Consider the following 19049-nt stretch of genomic DNA (forward strand, 5'->3'; position numbering starts at 1 on the left):
CCGCGACGCCTGCAAGATCCGAAAGAGACGGCCTAGTTGTATTGCCTCGGGAGGTTGTGGACGGGTGATGGAGGTCTCGGCTGAGGCGTCTTGAACGGGTGAGGGCCTTCCGGGTTCGGTGTGGATTGCGACGTCTACACCGAACGACAGAAGGCCCTCATGCCCCACCGTAATGCACCCCTGACCGAGACCGGACGCCTGCGCCTTGCCCGCTGCGTGGTCGTAGACGGCTGGACCTACCGCCGTGCAGGCGAGCGCTTCCAGGTCTCGCCGACGACGGCCCAGCGGTGGGCCGACCGCTACCGAGATCACGGCGAAGCGGGCATGAGTGACCACTCCTCGCGCCCGCGTCACAGCCCGCGCCGGACCCCGACCCGCACCGAACGCCGGATCATCAAAGTCCGCGTCCTGCGCCGGTGGGGACCGGCCCGCATCGCCCACCTGCTGGGTTTGGTGCCCTCAACCGTGCACCGCGTCCTGACCCGCTACAAGCTGGCCCGCCTGAGCCATCTGGACCGGGCCACCGGCCGTGTCATACGACGCTACGAACGCGACAAGCCCGGCGAACTCGTCCACGTGGACATCAAGAAGCTCGGCAACATCCCCGACGGCGGCGGCCACAAGACCCTCGGCCGCCAGGCCGGCCGCAGGAAGCGGCCCCGCCTGGGCTACAGCTACATCCACACCGCCGTCGACGACCACTCCCGCCTCGCCTACAGCGAGATCCTCACCGACGAGAAGAAAGAAACCGCCACCGCCTTCTGGCAGCGGGCGCACGCCTACTTCACGAGCGTCGGGATCACCGTCGAGCGGGTCCTGACCGACAACGGCTCCTGCTACAAATCCCACCTCTGGCGGGACGCACTGGCGGCAGCGGGGATCACCCACAAGCGAACCCGGCCCTACCGGCCACAAACCAACGGCAAGGTCGAACGCCTCAACCGCACCCTCGCCGAGGAATGGGCCTACGCCCGCCCCTACCAGTCAGAACAGGAACGCCGCGACGCGTTCCCGAAGTGGCTGCACACCTACAATCACCACCGCGGACACACCGCACTCGCAGGCAAACCACCCGCCAGCCGCGTCCCCAACCTCACAGGGCAATACACCTAGTCCTCGCTGATCGTCGGGCCCGCGGCCGGGTCGCGGGCCAGGAGGTCCGTTTCCTCGAAGACCAGCAGGGTGCGCGTGGAGAGGACCTCCGGGATCGACTGCAGGCGGGTGAGGACCAGCTCGCGCAGGGTGCGGTTGTCCGGGGTGTGGACCAGCAGCAGGACGTCGAAATCGCCGCTGACCAGCGCGATGTGTGCGGCGCCGGGCAGCTCGCGGAGCTGTTCGCGGACCGTCCGCCAGGAGTTCTGGACGATCTTCAGGGTGATGTAGGCGGAGGCGCCCTGGCCCGCACGTTCGTGGTTGACGCGGGCGGTGAAGCCCCGGATCACCCCGTCGTCGATGAGGCGGTTGATGCGGGCGTAGGCGTTGGCCCGGGAGACGTGGACCTGCTCGGCCACGGAGCGTATCGAGGCGCGGCCGTCCGCCTGGAGCAGGCGCACGATCGAGCGGTCGATCGGATCCAGGGGACGGGGAGGGCTGGGCGGACCGCCGGGGCCGCCGGGGCCACCAGGACCACCAGGGCCGCCGGGGCCGCCGGCACCGGCGGGGCCGCCCGACGGGCCGCCCGGGCCCCCGGGAGGGCCCCCCGGTGTGCCGCCCGCGCCGGGAGCCGCTCCGGAACCCGTTCCGGCCATTTGTTCATCCGCCATCGCGCGTTGCCTGCCTCTCCTGGACGTCCTGCACCCATACCAGGGCGTCGCCGCCACTTTGTCCACAGCCTGGAGCCGCCTGTAGCCAAATTGCCCGGGCAACCGAACAATCGGTAGGTGAGGGGCCTCACATCCGAGGCCTCCCTGCCCGCTTCCCACGAGGAGGTGTACGCCGCCATGACGGTCCAAGAGCTGCCTGGTGCCGGTGCGTCCCACCGTTCCACCCCGCCGCCCGCCTGGAGGCCCCGTACGGATGCCGCCCCGCTGCTCCCGGACCCCGAGCCGTACCGGGTGCTGGGCACGCCGGCCGCCGACCGGCTCGACCCCGAGCTGATGCGCCGGTGCTACGCCGAGCTCGTGCGCGGCCGCCGCTACAACGCCCAGGCCACCGCCCTCACCCGGCAGGGCCGTCTGGCCGTATATCCCTCCACCGTCGGCCAGGAGGCGTGCGAGATCGCCGCCGCGCTGGTGCTGGAGGAGCAGGACTGGCTCTTCCCGAGCTACCGCGACACCCTCGCGGCCGTGGCCCGCGGCCTGGACCCCGTGGAGGCCCTGACCCTCCTGCGCGGCGACTGGCACACCGGGTACGACCCGCGCGAGCGCCGGATAGCCCCGCTGTCGACCCCCCTCGCCACCCAGCTGCCGCACGCGGTCGGCCTGGCGCACGCCGCACGGCTGCGCGGGGACGACGTGGTCGCCCTCGCCATGGTCGGCGACGGCGGCACCAGCGAGGGCGACTTCCACGAGGCCATGAACTTCGCCGCCGTCTGGCAGGCGCCGGTCGTCTTCCTCGTGCAGAACAACGGCTTCGCGATATCCGTCCCGCTCGCCAAGCAGACCGCCGCCCCGACCCTCGCCCACAAGGCCGTGGGGTACGGGATGCCGGGCCGGCTCGTCGACGGGAACGACATCGCCGCCATGCACGAGGTGCTGTCCGAGGCGGTCCGGCGGGCCCGCTCCGGCGGCGGACCGACCCTGATCGAGGCCGTCACGTACCGGATCGAGGCCCACACCAACGCCGACGACGCGACCCGCTACCGGGGCGACGCCGAGGTCGCGGCCTGGAAGGCGCACGACCCCATCGACCTGCTGGAGCGCGAGCTCACCGCACGCGGACTGCTGGACGAGGCGGGCATCCAGGCCGCCAGGGACGCGGCCGAGGCGATGGCGGCGGCGCTCCGCGACGGGATGAACGCGGAGCCCGTGCTCGACCCGATGGACCTCTTCGGACACGTCTACGCGCAGCAGACCGGCCGGCTGCGCGAACAGGCGGCCATGCTCCGTGCCGAGCTGGACGCGGCCGAGCAGGACGCGGCAGAGCTGGAAGAGGAGGACCCGTCATGACCACGGTGGCGGCGAAGCCGGCGACCATGGCGCAGGCCCTGAACCGGGCGATGCGCGACGCGATGGCCGAGGACCCGGCCGTCCACGTGATGGGCGAGGACGTCGGGGCGCTCGGCGGGGTCTTCCGCATCACGGACGGCCTCGCGAAGGAGTTCGGCGAGGACCGCTGTACGGACACCCCGCTCGCCGAGGCGGGAATCCTCGGCACGGCCGTCGGCATGGCCATGTACGGGCTGCGGCCGGTCGTGGAGATGCAGTTCGACGCGTTCGCGTACCCGGCCTTCGAGCAACTCATCTCGCACGTGGCGAAGATGCGCAACCGCACGCGGGGCGCGATGCCGCTGCCGATCACGATCCGGGTGCCGTACGGCGGCGGGATCGGCGGTGTGGAGCACCACAGCGACTCCTCCGAGGCGTACTACGTGGCCACCCCCGGGCTCACCGTCGTGACCCCGGCGACGGTCGAGGACGCGTACGGGCTGCTGCGGGCCTCGATAGCCAGCGACGACCCGGTGGTCTTCCTGGAGCCGAAGCGGCTGTACTGGTCCAAGGCCGACTGGTCCCCGGAAGCCCCCGTGGCGGTCCCCGGGATCGGCAAGGCCCTCGTCCGGCGCAGCGGCACGAGCGCGACGCTGATCACCTACGGACCCTCGTTGCCGGTGTGCATGGAGGCGGCCGAGGCGGCGCGTGAGGAGGGCTGGGACCTGGAGGTCGTGGACCTGCGCTCGCTGGTGCCCTTCGACGAGGAGACCGTCGTGGCCTCCGTGCGCCGGACCGGGCGCGCGGTGGTGGTCCACGAGTCGGGCGGCTTCGGCGGCCCGGGCGCCGAGATCGCCGCTCGCATCACGGAGCGCTGCTTCCACCACCTGGAGGCGCCGGTGCTGCGCGTGACCGGGTTCGACATCCCGTACCCGCCGCCGATGCTGGAGAAGCACCACCTGCCCGGCGTGGACCGGATCCTGGACACCGTGGCCCGTCTGCAGTGGGAGAACTGATGCCACAGGTGATGGAGTTCAAACTGCCGGACCTCGGGGAAGGCCTGACCGAGGCGGAGATCGTCCGCTGGCTGGTGGCGGTCGGGGACGTCGTGGCCATCGACCAGCCCGTCGTCGAGGTCGAGACGGCCAAGGCGATGGTGGAGGTCCCCTGCCCGTACGGAGGCGTCGTCACCGCCCGCTTCGGCGAGGAAGGGACGGAACTGCCGGTCGGAGCAGCGCTGATCACCGTGGCGGTGGGGACGATGCCACCGTCCGCGGAGGGCGGCGCGGAGGCCGCGGCCACCGCGGCCGAGGCGTTCGGCTCGGGCAACGTCCTGGTCGGCTACGGCACGGACCACTCGCGTCCGGCGCGTCGGAGGCGGGTGCGACCCGGCTCCGCCGCGCCGGGTGGCGCCCCCGCGGCCCCTGCCGCCACACCGGCCCGGGTCCTGGCCGGGTCTGCTGCTGCGGCCGCGGCTCCTGCCGCCGCACCGGCCCGTGCAGCCGGTGCGGAGGCCGTCGCCGGGCCGGTGCCGGTCATCTCTCCGCTGGTGCGCAAGCTGGCCCGGGACCACGGGGTGGACCTGCGCGCGCTGCGCGGATCCGGCCCGCAGGGCCTGATCCTGCGCTCGGACGTCGAGCTGGCGCTGCGCGCCCCGGTGGTGGCTCCCGCCGCCCCGGTCGCGGCATCCGCCGCCGCTTCCGCTTCCGCCGCTCCGGAAGGCGCCACGCGGATCCCGCTCAAGGGGGTGCGCGGCGCGGTCGCGGACAAGCTGTCGCGCAGCCGGCGCGAGATCCCGGACGCCACCTGCTGGGTCGACGCGGACGCCACCGAGCTGATGGCGACGCGGGCGGCGATGAACGCGGCGGGCGGCCCGAAGGTCTCGGTGCTCGCGCTGCTCGCCCGGATCTGCACGGCGGCGCTGGCCCGGCACCCGGAGCTCAACTCCACGGTGGACCTCGCGGCGAACGAGATCGTCCGGCTCCCGGCCGTGCACCTCGGCTTCGCCGCGCAGACGGAGCGGGGCCTGATGGTCCCGGTGGTCCGGGACGCGCAGACGCGCAGCGCCGAGTCCCTGTCGGCGGAGTTCGCCCGACTGACCGAGCTGGCCCGCGCGGGGAAGCTGGCTCCGGCCGACCTCACCGGCGGCACCTTCACCCTGAACAACTACGGGGTGTTCGGTGTGGACGGCTCCACGCCGATCATCAACCATCCCGAGGCGGCGATGCTCGGCGTGGGCCGGATCATCCGGAAGCCGTGGGTGCACGAGGGGGAGCTGGCCGTCCGTCAGGTCGTGCAGCTGTCCCTGACCTTCGACCACCGGGTCTGTGACGGCGGCACGGCGGGCGGCTTCCTGCGGTACGTCGCCGACTGCGTCGAGTCGCCGGCGGTGCTGCTGCGCAGCCTGTAGGCCGGCACGGGTGGGGCGGGGTGCGGGGGTTCCGCTGCGCGGGACTTCCCCCACCCCGCCCCGGACCCCGCTCCTCAAACGCCGGAGGGGCTGGGCAATTCAGCTGGGCAAATCAAACGGTCAGCAGCAGCTTGCCCACGTGGGTGCTCGACTCCAGGACACGGTGCGCCTCGGCCGCCTCCCGCATGGGGTACGTCGCGTGCACCACCGGCTGGATGCGGCCCGCCTCGACCAGGGGCCACACGTGCTCCCGTACGGCCGCGACGATCGCGGCCTTCTCGTCCAGCGGCCGTGCCCGGAGGGTGGTGGCGGTGACCGCCGCCCGCTTCGCCAGCAGCGTGGCCAGGTTGAGCTCGGCCTTGACCCCGCCCTGGAGCCCGATGATCGCCAGGCGGCCGTTCACGGCCAGCGCGTCCACGTTCCGGGTCAGGTACTTCGCGCCCATGATGTCCAGGATCACGTCCGCCCCGGCGCCGTCCGTGGCCGCCCGCAGCTCCTCCACGAAGTCCTGCTCGCGGTAGTCGATCAGGATGTCCGCGCCCAGTTCCGCGCAGCGCGCCAGCTTCTCCTTGCCGCCCGCCGTCACCGCGACCCGAGCGCCCACGGCCTTCGCCAGCTGGATCGCCATCGTCCCGATGCCGCTCGACCCGCCGTGCACCAGCAGGGTCTCGCCGGGGCGCAGGCCGGCCACCATGAACACGTTGGAGCTTGTGGCGTTACCCCCACCCATGAAGATGTTAGACCACACCGTTGCCGTCACCTCTGGCAGCGCCGCAGCGTCGGCAACCGACACCCCCTTCGGTACAGGAAGCACCTGGCCCGCAGGCACGGCTACTTTCTCGGCGTAGCCCCCGCCACTCAGCAGCGCGCACACGGGCTGCCCGACTTCCCAGCCGGACACGCCTTCGCCCAGCGCTGCCACGTGGCCGGAACACTCAAGTCCGAGGTACGGGGACGCCCCGGCGGGTGGGTTGTAGAGCCCTTGCCGTTGGAGGATGTCCGCGCGGTTCACTGCACTGGCTACAACGTCGATGAGCACTTCGCCCGGCCCTGCTACAGGGTCCGGCACCGTGGACCAGGACAGCACTTCCGGCCCACCTGATTCGGTGATCGTGATTGCCTTCATATTCCGACGCTACTGCCAGAGACAGCACGGAGCCCCGCCAGTGCCTCGGGGGATGGGCACTGACGGGGCCGTTCTAGCGGGGGGTCCACTTCTCGCGGGTGCCCACTGAGCACGTGGGGCACTTGACCTTGAACGTGTGGAGGCAGGTGTCACAGCCAGCGAACCCCGCACAGTCGGGACACCACACGGCCCCCGCTCCGCAGCAGTAGCCGCAGAGATCACCCTGGGTCCACAGAGACCAACGAGGTTCCCCGCCGGTCCGCCCCCCGTTCTGGCGTTGGGGTCGGCGTGTGGGTATGAACGGAGATCGGCGCTGTGGTGGGGCTGTCACAGCCCTTCAGGCGCGCGGTGGGGGTGCTGGGCAATCTGGCGGCTGTAGGCCCTTACGAGGCCCATTGCGCCCCTCTGGCGGGCAACCTCCCGGGCGACGTGCCTACCCGCGCAGGTGCGGCACCCAGGGACGGCGACCGGCTCTAATCGATCCACCTTGCCAACGGGAAGCGTCACCGCTTTGACCGCCTGATGAGCCCTTCCGGGTCGGCACAGTCGATGTGCCGGTAGATCACCACGTCAGGACCCGAAGTACGGGGAATGGCACCCCGGCGGCAACGGTCCAGGGTCCCTACCGGCTGCATGCACGAGGGGCACGTCTCGCCCGGCGGCGCAAAGGTCTCGTACTCCCAGAGTCGAGCGTCCGTATCAGTCGTCGCTGCCATGTCTTGCCGTCCCCTCACGTGGTCCGATGACGACCACGCTAGGAATCGACCGGGGCCAACTTCCAGCGAGTTCTACGCTGTTGCACACGACTTCTCAACGCAGCGCGTCGATTGCGGCAGTGACCAGGGTGCGGGCCTCTGCGCCATACGCCGTCATTTTCTGTAGGTCACCCCATGCCTTGACGTACATGCCTACTTCGCCCGGCGCCGTGAGCGTCACCTGTGCCGTCAGCAATTCCACATGCACGCGCTGATCATCGAAAATGTCGAATGTCTCCAAGGTCCACATGCCTCGTTCACGCGCTGCGAAAGGGATGATCCCGAGTGAGACAGCAGGCAGTGACATGACGGATAGCAGGTGCCCCAACTGTCCGGCCATCGTCTCGGGGTCGCCCACCTGGTAGCGCAACACTGCTTCCTCTACCAGCAGTGCGAAGCGGTGTGTTCCTTGATGCAGAACACGGGCGCGGGACATGCGGGCGTCGACTGCTTCCGCCGTGTCGTTGGGGGTGCCATGGAACCGGCTGATGGACGAGAGGAGCGCGGCGGCGTAGGCAGGTGTCTGGAACAGTCCGGGCACAAGGTGGGAGGCGTACCCCCGGTGCAGCTTGGTTCGCTCGTACAGCGGGACACGGGACTCCTGGAGACGGCGCAAGCCGGTTCGCTGGAGGCGCTTCCACTCCAGGTACATGGAGTCAGCCGTGCGTGAGGTGGCAACGATGTCCGGGGCCTGGTCGTCAGCACCACACCCAGCGCACCAATCGCGAATGTCCGCGTCCGAGGGCGGTGTGATCGCATTCTCGATGCGGGACACCTTGGACTTGTGCCAGCCGCAGCGAGCCGCCAACTCATGCCCTTTCAGGCCAGCGTCAAGGCGAACCTCCCGCAGACGTGCCGCGACGGCCTTGCGTGCGTTCTCGACGCTGGATGATTGATAGCTGGGCATGGGCTGGCGGAGGGCTGACGAGGGTCAGACCGCGAACTCCTCGTGGGGTGTGGAACGGTCCCAAACAGACTCGAACGCGTCGGCGCACATCTTGGTCACTTGTGGATCGTCGTTCAGCTCGTGGCCCACGAATGCCCCGTCTCCGGCGAAGTAGCCGAAGCGGATGAGACGGTCATCGAAAAGCCAGAAGTCCGCCCCGGGCAAAGCGAGCGTGGCAGCCTCAGGACGGGGGAGCCAGCGGATCAACTCACCGGCCCCGACGTTGAGATACGTACCCGCGTGCTCGTACCGGATGTACTCGCTGACCGGCACGGAGACGATGCGGGCACGCCGCATGACAACACCCCGACTCACAGCCTCCTTCACCAGGTCCAGCCACGGGCGGCGGCCCTCTACGGACGCCGGGCTGATCTCGCCAAGCTCTCGCCACCTGGCGAAGTCTTCATCCTCCGAGGCGATGCCGTACGAGTCGCGCAGCTCCAGGTGAACGGCCGACCTCTGGCACCCTGCGATCAGCTCACCGAATGGCGGCACGCTGCTCGGCTTCATCACACGCCTTCCTGATCTGGTCCACCATGCTTACCGGGATGCGTACGACACCCTCGTGGTCGGGGATGCCGCCAACCTTGAGGCATTCCGCTTCCGTGGCCTTATCGGCTTTCACGCCCTGCATGACGAGATCGGCCGACATGTCGTCTACCCACACGCTGGGGCAGTTGTCGCCGTTGCTGTTGGGGTCTTTGCCGAAGAACAGTAGAGCCATGACCTTGCACTCCTGACTAGTCAGTTGCGTCTGGTTGCATGAGCCTCACCCCTACGCGTGAGCCAGCGCAAGAGGGCCACCAGGCAATGGGGTTGAGCAAGTGGCGGCGGACGCGAGCAACCCCCGTCGCCAGCCCCAGGGAAGAAGCGGCCATGGAGGCTTGGGCGCTGAATCGAAGGCGGGCAGAAACCTTGGGGTGAAAGGGTAAACAGCGCCTCGCTCCCGCAGCCGGCCTAGGTGCAGCCTTTCATTCGAAGGCGCGCCCACGTACGGCAAAGCCCCCCACCGCCCACACGGGCAGCAGGGGGCAGGGGGCAGGGGCTAAAAGTGCCGGGGGCAGCAGCCGACGACGAACAGGTCCAACGCGCTTGGCGCGGAACCGAGTTCGAGCCGGTACAGCGTGGCGAGTACCGGCCACAAGGGGTGGTGCTCCGGGGTGTCATGTTCCGCCAACTCGCAGCACAGCTCGCGGAGTTCGTCACTGACCACGACGGTACGCATCCAGGGCAGCGGCAGCAGCCGCGCGGGCAGCCTCAACGGGGTCGGCCGACACGCCGAGGTCGGCTGTCTGCTCGTGTGCCGACAGGGCCGCATCGAGCTGCCCCAAGAAGCGCAAGAGCGGGTGAGCCACGGGCACACCGGACGAACCTGGGACCGTGACGCCCTCAGCGACGATCTGAGCGGCTACGGCATCCCAGACGGCCCGAAGTGCCGGGTAGCGCTCCGCGTCCACTGAGGCGGGCGCAGGGCGGCTCTGGGATGCCGTTGTGGTTGCCTTGCGGGCGCGGGCCGCTGCCTTGCGGTGAGCGTCGCTGCAATACCGTGTGCGCCGGTCAGCGTCGGCAGGAATCGACACATCGCACGGAGTGTGCGCGCACCTTCGTCTCATTGCTTCCCCTCTTGAGTTAGCGGACAGTCCGGAAGGGGTTGGCCGGGACGGACGCGAAAAAGGAGCTGGGGCTGGGATCGCTGAGCGGCAATGTTGTTGAACTTCTGGCCTGAATACCCCTATGCACCTGATGTTGGCCCAACAATGGGACGGCAATGTTTGCATTCAATGGACCAGGAATCGGCGCGCTCGTCACGTCGCGCTGAATGGGGCAATCGGTCCTTGAGTCTGTACCCAAAGCGCAGACACAACCGGCAGCGCGCCGGAACCCATTGGTTATTGTCGCCGCTGAGCGCTGCCCGACCGTCGGGCCGCATCCATGCAGGGCGCATCCACGACGGCCATTCGCTCAGTTCCTCAGCAGTGCCAGGAATCTCACGCACCCTGAATGCGATGACCGAACGGCCGTCGCTGAGCTTGTGGGCAGCCGCCCGATTGCGCCCCCACCCGTTTTCGGTTAGGTACCCCCCTACGTCGCTGGGGCACTCCAAACACATACCCGCCCCCAGGGGTGCACCATCAATGCGCACCCCTGAGAGCAATTCAACGAACATTCTTAGACGCGCTCTGCGAGATCAGTGCCAATCAGCCAATCTGCTTCAGGCTGGGGAACGTCGTACGTCTCGCCATTATGGAGAGCATAAGCCGGAACGCCATCCTTAGTCGGACCGTAGCCCATATAGCTCTTCATGCGGATGGTCGCGGTTCGCTCAGTGGTGTTGGTGAAAAACATTGGGAATCTCCTCTTAGGCGGAAAGGGTAATCTTGCAGACGGATGCAGCGTTCGGGACAGCGATAGCGGCGCGGGCGATCGCTCGCACGGCAGTGCCATCTTTCATAAATCCAAACTGATCAGAAATCTGAAAGCCCGCATCCTTGCGCCACACGGCGAAAATCTGGTCTGCCTCATAGGTCAGAACATCCGTCAGCGGCATGAAAGAAGAGATCCATACTGGAACGCCGAGGATCGAACGCTGAACACCAGCAGTAGGAGAACCGGCGGACTCGCTCAGAAGGGGCTTGAGCGAACCAGAGGTTTCGCGCAGGGCCATAATCCCAGCCCACACAGTTGGATGCATAACAACGGCGGTGGCCTTCGAGTTCACCGCTTCCAGCTTGCCGAAAGCGGCAATAAAGGGATCAAGGTCTTTAAATTCGCCCGTTACCGCATGCCGCTGAATTCCGGGCATGTTCGCTATGCCAACGAACCCCTTATTGGCTCCCGTGCCAACGAGGGCTTCGCGGTCGAACCCCAGGGAAACCGACCGCATGAGCGACTTGGCAACGGGGTCCATAAATGCAGCCCCGCCGTCTTCCACGAGCTCATTGGCGAGCATGTCAGCGGCTGCAATCTTCTTTGGCGTCACCTTCAGCGGCTCAGCACCAAATCCGCCGGTTGGCAGGTCATCCAGTTCACCGACGAACCCAGCCGTGAAGTCGGAGCGAATTGTGGGGAACGAGTACGTCTCGGCGTTCGTCTGTACACGGGTGACGCCCGATGTCATTACGACCGACTGAGGCGCCAAAAGATCAACGAACTTCTTCGCCATGTCTTCTGGGCTGAAAGCCTTGCCTGTACTCGGCGTTGTAACGTCCCGCGCAATTTCAAGCGAGCGCGCCAGAAGCTCGCCCGGAATTACAGCAGCCATGCGGTTTTCCTTCGAATCGAACTTACGGGTTGTTCCCATGAGTTGCAGGGGTGATGCAACCCGCATTGCCGCCTCTTCTTTGGCAGCCGCCTCAAGGTGGCGCTTCATCTGGTTGTCCGTGTCGCGGATCTTGTCGAGTAGCTCCGACTCCGCATTTAGTTCGCCAGCGCTCAGGTTGTGATTGTGTGGGTCCAAATTCAGCTTCGCGAGAAGGTCCGTATATTCGTCGCGCTTCATCATGTAGCTGCGCGCCTGTTCGGCGTGAGACAACCTGACTCCTCTGAGTGTAGGGATTACCCGACCAGGTCCAATCGCGAATGTGTGTTCGAATTAGAAATCACACCCTCGATATAGCAATAACGCACGTGCGTTATTGCTGTGCGACTGGCTTCGCGTCGAGTCTCTGGTTCCCCCTGGAGCGTGAGGGTTGCCAGGATTTGATCCGTCACCTGAGGTGGTGGAGGCTTGATACTGTGACGCCGGTCACCGTGTGGCGTTTTGGTGATTCTTGGATGACTTCGGTTTGCCCTTAGGTTTCTCTTAGGCAATCAGAAAATACAAAAGAACCGCCACCGCACCACACCCGCTGAGCGAAGCCCGCCCCGCCGTCACACCCTGCGTGCCCCGGCTCTCTGCTTATCGTGTCCATGTCAAGTCTGTGCCGACAAGAAAGCCCCGCCAGCCTCAAGGGGCTCACGGGGCTCTCTACGGACCTGAGTCGGGCCCAGCGACGTTGGGTGTCAGTCGTGCCGTCTCAGGGGCTCAAGCGGGCGGCTAGGTCGCGTTCATGTTCTTTCTGTGGTCTCTGCGATCCTGGGGGAAGCCCCGGCGTGTTATCCGCACGCCGGGGCCCCTCAGTGTCACGCGCTGATCAGCTCGTCGGTCTGCTCCCCGTTCTCTTCGGCCTCTTCCGGTTCCGGATTAGCCCAGTGGACCGTTACGCGGTCGGCAATGTCCTGCACCCGTCCCGGCTTTGTCCGGGGCCCGATTTCGACATGGTCAAGCCAGAAGCTCAGGAACTCGCGACGCTTGATCATGCCCCACTGGGCCCAGAGTGAGCCCGGCCCGATCGGGTCTTCGTCCGGAGTTCCATTTCGCCAGTCTTCCAAAGGCACCTTTACGGCCTTCACTTGCTGCGCTCGCAGTTCCTTGAGGCGGTCTCGGCAAATCTGCTCCGTCCGCTGCATGGACTGAACAGCTTCTGTGAACGCTGCCCGGCCCACATTTCCCTTGTAGAGACCGGATTTCTTGTCGGCGTAGATTTCCAAGAGGCTCATTTCCGTGTGCTTGAGCTGGGCCTCAAGTTCGTTGCACTCGACCGCTACACCTGCCGTGTCCTGCTGCCGGGCGAACTTCTCGGCGACGGCAGTCATAAGGGTCATGTCGTCATCGTTGGTTGGGTCCAGATTCATCAGACGGGCCCACACCTTGCGGGCAACGTATGCGTCGGTCTCGTCCACGCGGACGCTGATGCGAGTCACGCCCATTTGCTTTGCGGCGGCTCCGGTTCGGTTGCTGCGGTAGCGGGGGATGCCGTCATTCATGGTCGTGCTTGTGGTGGCCCCGCAGTAAGAGAACATGATCGGCCAGCCGGTCAGCAGATAGGTGCCGCCGTGATAGGGCCTACGCATCTTGCCTTCGGTGGAAATTACCGTCTGCAAGACGTACCACTCAGCCGGGGTGATGATCTGGTCGTGCACGTGCATGGGGTCGCCGTTTTCGTCCCGTCGGATCTCCCACTTGTCCGACGTGACGCGGTTAGCGGCCATACCGGCAATACGGGGGTCACGAAGGGTGCGCAATACGGCTTGAGGTGTCCAATGCGGCTCCGCGTGCTGCTTGAAGTTTCCGCGCTTACGGCGAGCGTCTACACGGGCCACACCTTGCGGAGTTCGCCAGCCGGGGGCCGGGTGATCAGGATCTTTCGTCAGCTTCTCGGCAATCTGCCCCGGCGTAAGACCTTGCTTCTCCGCCATTTCGCGCATGAGGAGAACGGTTGAGCGCCCGCTCTCTGTCGGTGTGATCTTGACGTACTTGACGCCTTCGGGTGTGAACGCCTTGACGTTCTCGCCCCAGAACGGCGCGTTGCCGGATACGTGGCCGCCTGCCTTTCGAGCAAGCTCTTTGGTGTTCACGATGAACGCCGACTTGGTGTCGGACTCCTGCTTGGCGAGTCCAGCGATGATGGCGAAGATTCCCGCGCCGATGGGGTCGCTGGTGTCAAGGTACGGTTCACGGACGCTGACCAGGGACACGGCGTTATCCCGCATTACCTTCTCAATGGCGAAAGCCTCTTGAGCGCCCATTCGGGTAAGGCGGGAAAGGGTGAAGATGACCACGACGTCACACTTGCCGTCGCGTACCCAATTCATCATTTCGTCAAAGCCGTCACGTCGAACGCTGGGGTCCCAACCGGACTTCCCCACGTCGCGGAATCGCTTGACTACGCGGTACCCACGTGCGGCACAGAGCGCTTCCCCTGCCTCCCACTGCATGAGGGGGCTTGCGTCGCTGCCGTCTTCGTTGAGCTTGCTCTGACGCGCGTACAGCACCGCGCGGGGCCGGTCGTCGGCCGCTTCCCTTGCTACGTAGTTGTTGAGGCTCTGCTTGCCCATGTGGCGCTCTCCCGTTCCTAGTCTCAGGAGGGGGAGCGCGACGGTTGCCTACGCGGCGAGCGCTCCCCCTGGGGGAGTCGTCACAAGCTCTTTCGACCAGACCGTGCACACGACCTCCGGCAGCGCCGCCGCCGTCACCAGGTCCACGCCCGCGGGCACCGGCAGCAGCTGGCCCGCCGGGACCGCCACCTTCTCCGCGTACCCGCCGCCGGCCAGCAGCGCGCACACCTCGTCGCCGACGGACCAGCCGGAGACCCCGGGGCCGATCGCGGAGATCCGCCCGGAGCACTCCAGGCCCGGATGGGGCGAGGCGCCGGGCGGGGGGTTGTAGAAACCCTGCCGCTGCAGGACGTCGGCGCGGTTCACGGCGCCGGCCGCGACCTCGACGAGTACTTCGCCGTTGCCGGGCACCGGGTCGGGTGCGTCGGCCCACACCAGGGCCTCTGGGCCGCCGGGCTGTTCGATGGTGATCGCATGCATGGCCCGGAGGCTACCGGTCGCACCGGCCGGGCGCAGGGCCACGGAGCCGACCGCGGCGCTGACGTGCGCGCCGGGTCACTCCGCCGAGCCCAGCACCACGGGCGGGGAAGTCGGCGGGACGGCGCGGACGATCGTGATCAGGCGGTCCGTCAACTGGAGCGGGCTCGCGTGCGGGTCGTCGTACGGGAGGAGGCGGTGGCCGCGCAGGACGCTGACGACCAGATCGTCGGTGTCCCGGACCGATTTGCCGACCTCGGCCTTCCTGACCGGACGCTCGATCAGGTCGAGGCCGCTGCCCTGCTGGATCAGGTCCTCCATCACCGTGCCCGCGCTAGGGCTGAGCACCGAGAGCCCGAGCAGCCGGCCCGCCGCACTGGCGCTCGTGATGACCGCGTCCGCGCCGGACTGGCGCAGCAGCGGCGCGTTCTCCTCTTCCCGGACGGCCGCCACGATCTTCGCGCCGCGGTTGAGCTGGCGGGCCGTCAGGGTGACCAGTACCGCCGTGTCGTCCCGCTGCGTGGCGATGACGATCTGACGGGCCTTCTGCAGCTCGGCGCGCAGCAGCACTTCGGAGCGCGTGGCATCGCCGACGACCCCCGTGAACCCCTCCGAGTTGGCGATGTCGATCACCTTGGCGCTGGGGTCGACGATGACGACCTGGTCCCGGTGGAGGCCGGTGGCCAGCAGGGTCTGGAGGGCCGAGCGGCCCTTCGTGCCGAAGCCGACGACGACCGTGTGGTCACGCAAGTTCTTCCTCCAGCGGCTGAGGCGCCACTCTTCCCTGGTGCGGTCGGTCAGGACTTCCAGCGTGGTGCCGACCAGGATGATCAGGAACAGCACGCGGAGCGGCGTGATCAGCAGGACGTTGGCCAGCCGCGCGCTGTCGCTGTACGGGACGATGTCGCCGTAGCCGGTCGTCGACAGGGTCACGGTCGCGTAGTAGACGCAGTCGAGGAAGTCGACCTTGTCGTTGGCGTTGTCGTGGTAGCCGTCGCGGTCGATCCACACGATCAGCACCGTCAGGCACATGACGAACAGCGCCATCATCAGTCGCCGGGTGACCTGCCGCAGCGGCTTCTCGACGACGCGCTTGGGCAGTTTGATGCGGCGCGAGACGAGCTTCTCGTCGGCGCCGCGTGCCATCGCGTCGGAGCCGTGAAGTTTCACGTGAAACATCCCCCGGAGGCCCACGGCAGATCGAGGATCTCCAGGTCCTGCCCGGACTTCGCGCCGTTCGGCGGTACGACGGCCAGTGCGTCGGCGGCGGCCACCCCGCGCAGCATCGCCGGGCCGTTGTAGCGCAGCGGCACCGCGTGCTCGTCGGTCAGCAGGACCGGTACCAGCCGGGTGTCGTGCGGGTGGCCCGGTACGTCGCCCCGCACGGGCACCGCGTACCGGGGGCGCGCGCCGCGGCCGGCGAGGGCGCGCAGCAGCGGTTCGGCGAGGGTCAGCAGCCCGGACACGGCGGCCAGCGGGTTGCCCGGCAGGCCCACCAGGTGGCGGACCGGGTCCTGGCCGGGTGTCCCGCCGCCGAGCCGGGCCAGCAGCATCGGGTGGCCGGGGCGCACGGCGACCCCGTCGACGAGCAGTTCGGCTCCGGCCTCGGCGAGGACGGGGTGTACGTGGTCGACGGGGCCGGAGGCGGTGCCGCCGGTGGTGATGACCAGATCGGCGGGGGAGTCGTTGACGGCCTTCAGCAGCGCCGCGGCGCCCGCCGGGTCGTCCCCGAGCCGCCGGGTGGCGATCACCTCGGCGCCGAGCCGGGCCAGCCAGGGGCCCAGCATGGGGCTCAGCGCGTCGCGGATGAGGCCGTCGTGCGGGGGCCCCGCGGTGAGCAGCTCGTCGCCGAGCACCAGGATCTCGACGCGGGGCCGGGGGCGGGTGATGAGCTCGTCGTACCCGGCGGCCGCGGCGAGGCCGAGGACGGCCGGGGTCACCAGGGACCCGGCGGGCAGCAGCAGGTCGCCGGAGCGGCACTCCTGGCCGCGCGGGCGGATGTCCTGGCCGGTGGCGACGGGCCGGTCGGCGTACAGCTGCGTGCCGGCCGCCCGCGAGTGCTCGCTGCGGATCACGGCGGTGGTGTCGGCGGGGATCCGGGCGCCGGTGGCGATCCGTACGGCCTCGCCGTCCGCGAGGGGCGCGGGGCGTTCGCTCCCGGCCAGCGCGCTGTCGCCGACGCGGAGCGTCCAGGGGCCGGGTCCGGCGACGGCCCAGCCGTCCATGGCGGAGGTGTCGAAGGACGGCAGGTCGCCGAGGGCCTCCAGGGGCGCGGCCAGCACCTCGCCGAGGGCGTCCGGCAGGGCGACCTGGTGGCTGCGGCCGCGGACGGCCGACCCGGCGCGGGTGGCGGCCTCCCGGGCGCGGAGCCAGGGCGCGGCCCGGTGGCCGCCGCCGTCCGGGTTGCGGCTGACCAGGGCGAGGGCCTGGTCGAGGGCGTGGTCGGCGTCGGCGGTCATCCGGAGCCGGTCTCTCCGGCGTCGGCGGCGGCGTCAGCGGAGGCGGCGTCCGCGGGTCGCGTCTGCGCCGAGGTGGAGTCAGCGCTCGCGGCCGTCTCCGCCGGGTTCGCGTCCGCGGTCCCGGCTGCCTCCGCGGCCCAGCGCAGTGCCAGGTCGGCGACCTTGCGGGAGGCCTCGGCCACGGCCTCGGCGGGGTCGGCGCCACGTGCTTCGGCCCGGGCCGCCGCGTAGCCGACAAGGAAGGTCGTCAGCGGGGCGGCGGGGCGGGCGACGCCGTGGGCGGCGTCACGGGCGAGGTCGAGCAGGGTCTTGGTGTCGACGGCCACGTCGATGCCCAGCTCGTTCTTGGCGGCGGTGATCCATTGCTCCAGCACGGTTCCATGCTCTCTGATCCGGGCGCGGGCGGCGGCGAGATCGTCCCAGGTGTCGCAGTCGAAAGAGGCGAGTGGCGCAGCCGCGGTGACGGGGGTGAGGTCGAGTTCGGCGGTGAGGGCGCGCAGGGGGAGGCCGGTCACGGAGCCGTGTTCCGTGGCCAGCAGGGCGATTTCCCTGCGCAGGGGCTCGGCGCGGTACGCGGCGACCAGGGGCTGGTCGCGGCCGTCCGGGTCCCGGAGCATGGCTCCGTCGCCGCCGGGCGCGTCGAGGAGGGTGCCGAGGAGGGTACGGACCGTTTCCCGGTCCAGGAACGGCAGATCGGCGGAGAGTACGAGGACCCGTGCGGCCGTGGTCTGCCGCAGCCCGGCGTCCAGTGCGGCGAGGGGGCCGCCGCCGGGGGGATCCTCGCGGGTCCAGCGGACGGGGCGCGGCGTGGGCCTGCGGCCGCCGACGACCACGGTGGTCCGGGCGTCGGAGCAGGCGTCGAGGACGCGGTCGAGGAGGGGGCGGCCGCCGACGAGGAGGCCGGGCTTGTCGGCCCCGCCGAGTCGCCGTGCGGCGCCGCCGGCCAGCACGATGGCGTCGTAGGTCATCCTCCGAGTATGCGGGGGGCGCGTTGCGGATGGGTTCCGTCGTTTACCGCTTGCTTACGGGGCCGTTGTGAGGTGGCCGGCCGCTGCGTGGGGCGGAGCCGCTGCGCGGGGCGGAGTCCCCTACCCGCCCTTCCACCGTTCCCCGGGCGCTGCCCGGACCCGGTCCTCAAACGCCGGACGGGCTGAAGGACACGGGCGCTGCCCGGACCCGGTCCTCAAACGCCGGACGGGCTGAAGGGGCCGCGACGGGCTGAAGGGGCCCCGGCGGGCCGGACCGGGGTACAGGTCCGGGGCCGCCCGGTGGGCGGCCCCGGGGGGTGGGGCTTAGAGGTACGGGCCCGAGCGGACCGCGCCGTGGGGGCCGTCCTCGTCGTCATCGTGGGAGGAGCCGGGCGGCAGGGCGCGGCGCATCTGCTCCAGCTGGGCCCGCGCCGCCATCTGCTGCGCGAACAGGGCGGTCTGGATGCCGTGGAAGAGGCCTTCCAGCCAGCCCACCAACTGGGCCTGGGCGATCCGCAGTTCCGCCTCGGAGGGGATCGCCTCCTCGGTGAACGGGAGGGAAAGGCGCTCCAGTTCCTCCACGAGCTCGGGAGCCAGGCCGTCCTCCAGCTCCTTCACGGACGCGGCGTGGATGTCCTTGAGACGGACCCGGCTGGCCTCGTCCAGAGGCGCGGCGCGTACCTCTTCCAGGAGTTGCTTGATCATGCTGCCGATCCGCATGACCTTGGCGGGCTGTTCGACCATCTCCGTCACCGGGACCTCGCGCGACTCGTCATCGGCGCCGCCGACCGGCATCCCGTCCTGGCCCACGATCAGACCGTGCGGGGGGCTGTCCTGCGACCGTTCACTCCTCGGCATCTCCATGCCGTCATTGTCTCGCACACCTTCGTATTCACACGGTGTGCCCCCGCACAGGCGTGATCCACCCTGTGCGGGGGCACCAAC

16 protein-coding genes and 1 pseudogene are annotated in these 19049 nt (G+C 68.8%); 4 read left to right on the forward strand and 13 right to left on the reverse strand.

Features of this window, described 5'->3' with window-relative positions:
- Window positions 1-159 precede the first annotated feature (159 nt).
- Window positions 160-1113: an IS481 family transposase gene (locus OG904_RS14760; RefSeq protein WP_405491034.1), complete on the forward strand. Its 954-nt coding sequence runs from the start codon at window positions 160-162 to the stop codon at window positions 1111-1113.
- Here the strand turns inward: OG904_RS14760 and OG904_RS14765 are convergent.
- Window positions 1110-1553, reverse strand: coding sequence for an Lrp/AsnC family transcriptional regulator (locus tag OG904_RS14765; protein WP_405491036.1), 444 nt, complete (start codon window positions 1551-1553; stop codon window positions 1110-1112). The genes OG904_RS14760 and OG904_RS14765 overlap by 4 nt on opposite strands.
- 387 nt (window positions 1554-1940) lie before the next feature.
- On the opposite strand from OG904_RS14765, the gene pdhA reads away from it, so the two are divergent.
- The 3 genes from pdhA to OG904_RS14780 are packed head-to-tail and all read left to right on the forward strand — an operon-like array spanning window position 1941 to window position 5496.
- Window positions 1941-3107, forward strand: coding sequence for a pyruvate dehydrogenase (acetyl-transferring) E1 component subunit alpha (pdhA, locus tag OG904_RS14770; RefSeq protein ID WP_405498017.1), 1167 nt, complete (start codon window positions 1941-1943; stop codon window positions 3105-3107).
- Window positions 3104-4102: an alpha-ketoacid dehydrogenase subunit beta gene (locus OG904_RS14775; RefSeq protein WP_405491038.1), complete on the forward strand. Its 999-nt coding sequence runs from the start codon at window positions 3104-3106 to the stop codon at window positions 4100-4102. The genes pdhA and OG904_RS14775 overlap by 4 nt, the downstream gene beginning before the upstream one ends.
- A complete protein-coding gene (locus tag OG904_RS14780) occupies window positions 4102-5496 on the forward strand; it encodes a dihydrolipoamide acetyltransferase family protein (protein WP_405491040.1) in 1395 nt (464 codons plus the stop codon). Before OG904_RS14775 ends, OG904_RS14780 begins: the two co-directional genes overlap by 1 nt.
- A 112-nt stretch (window positions 5497-5608) precedes the next feature.
- On the opposite strand, the gene OG904_RS14785 is transcribed toward OG904_RS14780, so the two are convergent.
- The 12 genes and pseudogenes from OG904_RS14785 to OG904_RS14840 form a co-directional block, all read right to left on the reverse strand.
- Complete coding sequence (locus OG904_RS14785; RefSeq protein ID WP_405491042.1) at window positions 5609-6622, reverse strand: NAD(P)H-quinone oxidoreductase; 1014 nt, start codon at window positions 6620-6622, stop codon at window positions 5609-5611.
- Between the two features lie 810 nt (window positions 6623-7432).
- On the reverse strand, window positions 7433-8284 hold the full coding sequence (locus OG904_RS14790; RefSeq protein ID WP_405491044.1) for a helix-turn-helix domain-containing protein: 852 nt from the start codon (window positions 8282-8284) through the stop codon (window positions 7433-7435).
- Window positions 8285-8308: 24 nt separating this feature from the next.
- The gene (locus OG904_RS14795) at window positions 8309-8833 is read right to left on the reverse strand and encodes a DUF6879 family protein (RefSeq protein WP_405491046.1); all 525 of its coding nucleotides are present in this window, start codon (window positions 8831-8833) and stop codon (window positions 8309-8311) included.
- Entirely contained in the window at window positions 8802-9047 is a 246-nt protein-coding gene (locus OG904_RS14800; protein WP_405491048.1) for a hypothetical protein, read from the reverse strand. The genes OG904_RS14795 and OG904_RS14800 overlap by 32 nt, the downstream gene beginning before the upstream one ends.
- 1445 nt (window positions 9048-10492) lie before the next feature.
- Window positions 10493-10669: a hypothetical protein gene (locus OG904_RS14805; RefSeq protein WP_405491050.1), complete on the reverse strand. Its 177-nt coding sequence runs from the start codon at window positions 10667-10669 to the stop codon at window positions 10493-10495.
- Between the two features lie 13 nt (window positions 10670-10682).
- Window positions 10683-11855, reverse strand: a complete 1173-nt coding sequence (locus tag OG904_RS14810; protein WP_405491052.1) for a phage major capsid protein — start codon at window positions 11853-11855, stop codon at window positions 10683-10685.
- A 590-nt stretch (window positions 11856-12445) separates the two neighbouring features.
- Window positions 12446-14200, reverse strand: a complete 1755-nt coding sequence (locus OG904_RS14815; protein WP_405491054.1) for a recombinase family protein — start codon at window positions 14198-14200, stop codon at window positions 12446-12448.
- 93 nt (window positions 14201-14293) lie between these two features.
- Window positions 14294-14680: pseudogene (locus OG904_RS14820) on the reverse strand (alcohol dehydrogenase catalytic domain-containing protein); the annotation flags it as partial.
- A gap of 75 nt (window positions 14681-14755) precedes the next feature.
- A complete protein-coding gene (locus tag OG904_RS14825) occupies window positions 14756-15856 on the reverse strand; it encodes a potassium channel family protein (RefSeq protein WP_405491056.1) in 1101 nt (366 codons plus the stop codon).
- Entirely contained in the window at window positions 15844-17136 is a 1293-nt protein-coding gene (locus OG904_RS14830) for a molybdopterin molybdotransferase MoeA (RefSeq protein WP_405491058.1), read from the reverse strand. Before OG904_RS14830 ends, OG904_RS14825 begins: the two co-directional genes overlap by 13 nt.
- Window positions 17133-18104, reverse strand: a complete 972-nt coding sequence (locus OG904_RS14835; RefSeq protein WP_405491060.1) for an NTP transferase domain-containing protein — start codon at window positions 18102-18104, stop codon at window positions 17133-17135. The genes OG904_RS14830 and OG904_RS14835 overlap by 4 nt, the downstream gene beginning before the upstream one ends.
- Window positions 18105-18428: 324 nt before the next feature.
- The gene (locus OG904_RS14840) at window positions 18429-18968 is read right to left on the reverse strand and encodes a bacterial proteasome activator family protein (protein WP_405491062.1); all 540 of its coding nucleotides are present in this window, start codon (window positions 18966-18968) and stop codon (window positions 18429-18431) included.
- Between the last annotated feature and the right edge of the window lie 81 nt (window positions 18969-19049).

The sequence above is a fragment of the Streptomyces sp. NBC_00096 genome, assembly GCF_045041305.1.
In the GTDB taxonomy this organism is placed as follows: Bacteria; Actinomycetota; Actinomycetes; order Streptomycetales; family Streptomycetaceae; genus Streptomyces.